Genomic DNA, 6,000 nt, shown 5'->3' on the forward strand with positions numbered 1-6,000 from the left:
GCGCGAGCTGGTGCAGCTGTGAAGAGTCATCTTATCGAAGGAGAATGGTGTGGAACCGGTCTATAACGATCCGAACTATTGGATGTTGGTACGCTGAGCAGCAGGAGTTGCAGCGCGCGCAACAAGAAGCAGAGGTCGGTCGACTTCCTGTTCTTGCCGGTCAATGATGCCAGCGCGACGGACCTCGATCATGCGGCTCCCATTGGTCGTTGTTGCCGCTGGACCGCCGCGATCGCGCCAGGCCGGTTGCCCACCACTACGACTCCGCGCAGGGATACAACGACACACCTGCAGCAATGCTCGTAGCGCGGATGGCTGCAAGACGCCTCCGTACGCCAGCAGGGGAACGGCTATGATTGCGGTGTCTTTGTGGTCGACGGGACGCGGGCGCTGGTCAGGCGGTCGGCGGGAAGACGGCAGCCAGATCTGAACCTTAGCGACCTCGTCGTCGATCGGCAGGCACTGCAGAACAGACTGAGGGGCTGATGTCGGCTTCAACCGAATAGCGTGCGCAGCTGCTTGAACTGCGACTCCCCGCCGATTAAACGTCCGCAATCGGAGCGTTCGCAAAGCATAATGCATCATGGTGTCTCGTAACGAGGAGCGGAGGCCCGAGCTAAGGCTGTTTTCAGAGACGGCGAAGGAGCCCGACGGGCTATTTCGGAGCGGACGTATCCGCTGGTCGTATAGTCGTCATCAAACGCTCCGGTATCATAGTACCTAAATCTTCGCGGCTGGAGATGAAAGCCCAGCTGTGCCCTAGGCGCGAGGGGAAATCGCGCCACCATCGCTGAACGATTTGGCGACCGCAAAGTAGCAACGTGCCAACATCACCCGTGCAAGTTCGCCGGGCGGCAAGGCATGTAACTAGAACGGCTATCATAGGTGGTACGCCACGGCCAATTGGGTTAGCGAATTCGGCGCGCAGGCTGCCGCCAGCTGCTTGCTGCCGGCAAAATGTGCTCGTCGCGAGGAGATTGACCAGGTGGCGAAGCGCTCGGGAAACGATAGCTGCGGCCTTCGCAAGTCCACTTGTATCGAGCTTATAAGACAAGACTGCGCTGCCGACTTGCTCGCAAATCGAGATTTGTTGCCCTGACGTAATGTCCCCTCCGACCAAGCAGGGCGTACCGTGTGCGCCCGCCAAACGTCGCCGGATGATGCCGCCGACGCGTACGCCTCGCCGCGTGAGATCCTGGGCCAAATCGGCCTGCTGCATATCTACATTGTCTGGCCAGTCGAACACGGCCGCAATATGCTTCGGATCTATCTCATCAAGATTGCCGCTCACTGTCGTACTCCGATTGCTGTTCGTTTCTCGTATCGGCGCTCGTCTGTCGAACGCCTCCTGCTGATGTGGAAGGCCTTACGAGCAACCGCTCTGGGACTACGACCGGCAAGGCGCGCGCGACCTCGGCGAATACGTCAGTGCCATTGCTGAGCCGTAGCGCATCAAAGGAGCGACGCGGGATGCGGGCCAGAAGCGGTACGCCCGAACGGCCAGTTTCGAGGGCCAGGACCAAGGTGACCTCGGCATCGTCGAACGGCAGAGAAGCCTTGATGCGTGCCGGAAAAACATTGAGGATAGAGCTGGCGCGCGGCGGCTCGCAAGCGATGCTGACATCGTCGGCTGCGACGCGCAGCCGCAGCTGCGCGCCCGGCCTAAGAGGCGCTCCAGGGATCAACAGGCGCGCTCCTTTGAGGCGGAGGATGACGAGCCCATAGCGCCCGTCATAGCCGCCGACCACGGTATCAAGGCAGACCGCCGCACCGCCGCGCGCGGCAAGCGCCGGGGCGCTCTGAACGACATTGAGTGGCCCGGCCGCAGTCACAATGCCATCTTTCATCATGACGAGATGATCGGCAAAGCGCTCGATGTCAGCCATGTCGTGGCTGACATAGATCATGGGCAATGGGAGCTTTTCCCGCATGAGCTCGAGAAATGTCAAAATTTCGCATTTGGCGGAGCGGTCGAGCAAAGTGAGCGGGTCGTCAAGCAAAAGTAGTCGAGGTTGTGCTAGCAGCGCACTGCCCAGGGCAAGGCGCTGTCGCTCGGCGCCAGAAAGATGCGATGGCGAACGCTCGAGCAGTGGGGCAAGGGCGAGCAATTCGACCACCCCATCAAAATCGATCAGTGTCGGTTTCGATTTCGATGCGTTGAACAGAAGGGTACGCTTGACGGAAAAATTAGAAAAAAGAATTGGGCGCTGGAATACATAAGCGACCGGACGCAGATGAGGCGGCCGAAACGTCGTTTGATCTTGCCAAATCTCACCATCGATTGCGCAAAATCCATCCGGCAGACGCTGCACGCCGGCGATGCAGCGTGCGACCGCGGTCTTGCCGCAGCCAGGCGGCCCGAAAATTGCCGTGACGCCTTTCGCGGGTACGCTAAATTGGGCCACTAACGGGATGTTTGCGATAGAGCCGTTGAAGGCGAATTCGATAAAGCCAGGTTTTGCTTCTCTCACGTGCCCGCGCCTGTGATGTATCTTTCTACCAAGATCACGAGCAGCATCGCCGCGATCACCATGCCTCCGAGAGTCCAGTCTGTTGCGTTCCAGCGCGGTGTCTCCTCCCCAAGGGGGCCATAACGCGTGGCTGCGGCATTACAGATCGATGGTGTCACGATAAGCGGCTTGTTGAGTATCTCCGAGCCGTCGATGATCGAGGCAATCGGACGCTGCCCTGCGCGCTTGCCGATCACGCAGGGAGAGCCCAATTCCAGCATCGTGGAATGCTCAGCCGGCTTGGCCGGGTGGCCGAGGGTGTTCGTTGCAAGCTGAATCGGCGCCGCTTGTGATGTTTGACGGGAAGGCTGTCGGCTCGCGCCAGAGCTCAAGATTGGCTCCGCGGCCGAAATCCCCTCCCATGACGCCATAGTTTTGGTGGCAGATGTGAAGGCTACGCCGGCGCCCCAAATCGTGGCTTCTGCGCTCCCGGGTGCAAGCAGCATCAACGTCAGATCGATCAAGATCAACCGGATAAGCCTCATCTTTGACTCCGCGTCCGCTGCGGCGGCCTTCTTCGCGCCAGCACGCTAATCCTTGCCCAGCAATCCGTGTGCCGTTGCTGGGAATATGGTGCGCGGCTGGCGTGACAAAGGGGCTTCGCATCGGTCTCCGCCCGACGTCAAAGATGGTCGTATCTTATGGTAGGGTTTTGGACGCTCGCGTCATCAACCGCACATGCAGGGCGATGAGATGGGAGCTGGGCGGGGTACCATCGTCACTTGCGCTTTGGAGATGGTGCGTTGGCGAACAGGCGACCGTCAAACTCGCTAATAACGCATAAAGCGATATGATCCAGTTTGTCAGACCTGATCCCCCGGAGGAGAAGGTCGGCTCATTCGCAACCTGGGGAGCTTGACTTGGCTGTCTAGAAGCTTTCGTGCTCGAGCTCCTGCGTTCTCGCTAATCACACGGAGTGTTGCGATCGTGACGGCCTATTTGTCTAAAGAGGGCCTTGGGGTGACGTTGGTGCGTGTGGGCAGTATCGGATAGTCGATCTTCGGAAACTGCCCGGTAAGCGAGTTTAGAAAGGCGACAATTTCGTCAGTTTCTTTGTCACTCAGTTTTATACCGAGTTGAACCTCACTCATCACGCCAACCGCTTGTTTGAGGCTCCAGACCTGACCGGAATGGAAGTAGGGAGACCGCAATGCGACGTTACGCAATGGCGCGGAGCGGAAAACATACTCATCGCTAAGATTCTTAGTGAGGGCAAAGCGTCCCCTATCGTCTCTCGGAAGCAAGTTTGCGGCGGGCCTTTCAATCACGCCGAACGGGAAGTAATCCTGTCCACCGACATTAATTCCGTTGTGGCAAGAGGAGCATCCCTTTTCGATGAATAGCTTTAGCCCGGCTTTTTGGTGGTCACTGAGAGCATATCCATCGCCCTCAAGGTACTGATCGAAGGGGGCGGCGGGTGTGATCAAGGTCGCCTCGAAAGCCTCGATGGCCTTGGCAAAATTTGCAAAGGTAACGGGCGCCGCATCGTTGGGGAACGCCTTACTGAACATAACGACATATTCCGTCATTGAGTTCAACGTGCTGAGCACGCGATCGGGCGTCGCATTCATTTCGACTCCGGCCTGGATAGGTCCCGCGGCCTGCGCCTTGAGGTCTGCCGCGCGCCCGTCCCAGAACTGTGCCACGTTGAAGACCGCGTTGAAGACGGTTGGCGCGCGACGTGTACCCTGTTGCCAGCGATGACCGATCGAAGTCGGACCGGCATCTACCCCGCCCATCCCAACGTTATGACACGTGTTGCAGCTAATGACCTCGCTCGCCGAAAGCCTCGGATCGAAGAACAAGGATTTGCCAAGGGTGATCTTTTCGTGAGTGATCGGGTTGTCCTTCACCGCTGGAACCATTGAGGGGATCGGCTTGAATAGTCGCCTGGCGGCGCTCATTAGATCATCATTGGCACCTGCCGCTGACGAAACCAGAATGGCAATAGCCACGACAAATGGCTTGCCTACGATGTAAAGCCCGTCTGCCGCTGGTTTCCTCATATTAAGCCTCGTTCGTCGTAGATTATGCAATCGCGAACATAGAGCGGTGCGCGCGAGGCAGTCCGTCCGAAGAACGACTCGCAGCAATCAACGACGAATGATATCTTCAGCGTTGCGGCTAGGCTGCGCCCAGCTCGCGCGCCGAGTAGCAACTGCCGTGCCAACGGGGCTCAAGGTCGAAGCCGCTGAGCTGGGGTCGAGCAGTTGCAAACCTGGAATAGCAGCAAGCAATCTAAGCCTGCGGAATCCACGGTAAGATCATTGGCTCGGACGACGAACAAGCCAGCCGACTCGGCGACAACTTCTCGCCGATCGTCCCAGCGGGTGTCCTTTGCGCCTTCAATCTCAACACCAAGCCGAGCGATCATCGACCAACACCGGTGACGTATCGTACACTGAACCGGTGAAGCGTGCAGCTGGCGGGAGTTCGTCCACAATGCGGATGTGCCTGTCTCAGGGCGTATTTATGCTCGCTAGACGCTCAAAATGCTTGAATCGATCGTAGCGTCAGGTTGTAGGCATTGCGAAGTAGAACTCTCGCACCAGGGGACGCCACATTGGGAACTAGCTTCGCGAATGTCACAAAGGCTGGAGCGCATTGCGCGCGCTGCAAAGCGCAACCGACCTCTCGGTCTTCGCAGTGAACGTGTTGCGCGTAGTGAGACGATGATTCGGGAGACCGTAATGATTGCGGCGGCGCCACGACGGCTGCTGCCGAGCTGCCGCCTGGTTCCTGGTAAACAGATGATGCTCGTTGGGAAAATAACAATAGTGAAGGATATGCGGCTTAAGAAGGGTTTGGTGAATCAAGAGCGACGAATGGGGTGGACTTACAATGGCCGCTGCGCAACTACCCTTGCTGCGATCGCGATCGCAGCCATGTGGTGCACAGGATACGCTTGCGCGCGAGATCGGCGGGCCGAAGAGGTCCTCACGTCGTGCAGACCAGACGTAATGCGCTTCTGTGAGCGCTTCACAGGACGGAGGGATGTAGACGCAGCCATGTTTTGTCTTAGGGACAATTTCAAAAGCTTGGGCGTCGAATGTCGCCGCGCGATGCCAATTGCGGCGGACAGAAACGCCGGACCGAAACGACGCCTCAATAGGGTTCCGATCGTCCTTCATCGACAGTGAGCCGTTCGAGCAGAAGTTACAGAGGTTGACGCACGGTGCCGTGTTCCAGGCTGATTGGCGCCGGACTTTGACCAGCTTGCTGTTCGAAAGTCTATCGCGCTGGAACGTCACGCTACCGAGTCGGAGCTCATCCAACCGCGGCACTGGGCTTCGATTGACCTCGTTCGGCGATCGACTGGGCCACCACGCGTGTTACGAGGTCATGGTATAGCGCGACAATCAGGGGTTCTTCCGCATATTTGGTGCAGGGTGCAGGATTCACGGACGGTGCGAATACGGGCATAAGGTCGGAATCGCAGTTGACGCCGTGATTCGCCTTGCTCCAAACCTTCCGCTCACTGGTTTCCCCC

At 58.2% G+C, this 6,000-nt stretch carries 5 protein-coding genes and 1 pseudogene; 1 reads left to right on the forward strand and 5 read right to left on the reverse strand.

Annotation, left to right across the window (positions count from 1 at the left end; all coding sequences use genetic code 11):
* Nucleotides 1-135: 135 nt before the first annotated feature.
* Nucleotides 136-486, forward strand: a pseudogene (locus tag FNJ47_RS51260) (Ulp1 family isopeptidase); the annotation flags it as partial.
* 169 nt (nt 487-655) lie between these two features.
* Here FNJ47_RS51260 and FNJ47_RS54700 read toward each other — a convergent pair.
* The 5 genes from FNJ47_RS54700 to FNJ47_RS50520 all read right to left on the reverse strand — a co-directional run.
* The gene (locus FNJ47_RS54700; RefSeq protein WP_163154808.1) at nt 656-1,291 is read right to left on the reverse strand and encodes a DUF2478 domain-containing protein; all 636 of its coding nucleotides are present in this window, start codon (nt 1,289-1,291) and stop codon (nt 656-658) included.
* On the reverse strand, nt 1,275-2,471 hold the full coding sequence (gene modC / locus FNJ47_RS16385; protein WP_175068385.1) for a molybdenum ABC transporter ATP-binding protein: 1,197 nt from the start codon (nt 2,469-2,471) through the stop codon (nt 1,275-1,277). Before modC ends, FNJ47_RS54700 begins: the two co-directional genes overlap by 17 nt.
* Nucleotides 2,468-2,995, reverse strand: a complete 528-nt coding sequence (locus tag FNJ47_RS51265; protein WP_235999924.1) for a hypothetical protein — start codon at nt 2,993-2,995, stop codon at nt 2,468-2,470. Before FNJ47_RS51265 ends, modC begins: the two co-directional genes overlap by 4 nt.
* A 450-nt stretch (nt 2,996-3,445) precedes the next feature.
* Nucleotides 3,446-4,516: a cytochrome-c peroxidase gene (locus FNJ47_RS16395; protein WP_163154810.1), complete on the reverse strand. Its 1,071-nt coding sequence runs from the start codon at nt 4,514-4,516 to the stop codon at nt 3,446-3,448.
* A gap of 1,261 nt (nt 4,517-5,777) precedes the next feature.
* On the reverse strand, nt 5,778-6,000 hold a 223-nt coding region (locus tag FNJ47_RS50520; RefSeq protein WP_206685319.1), incomplete at its 5' end, for a hypothetical protein.

This window comes from Bradyrhizobium uaiense (genome assembly GCF_010811875.1).
GTDB classification, from domain to species: domain Bacteria; phylum Pseudomonadota; class Alphaproteobacteria; order Rhizobiales; family Xanthobacteraceae; genus Bradyrhizobium; species Bradyrhizobium uaiense.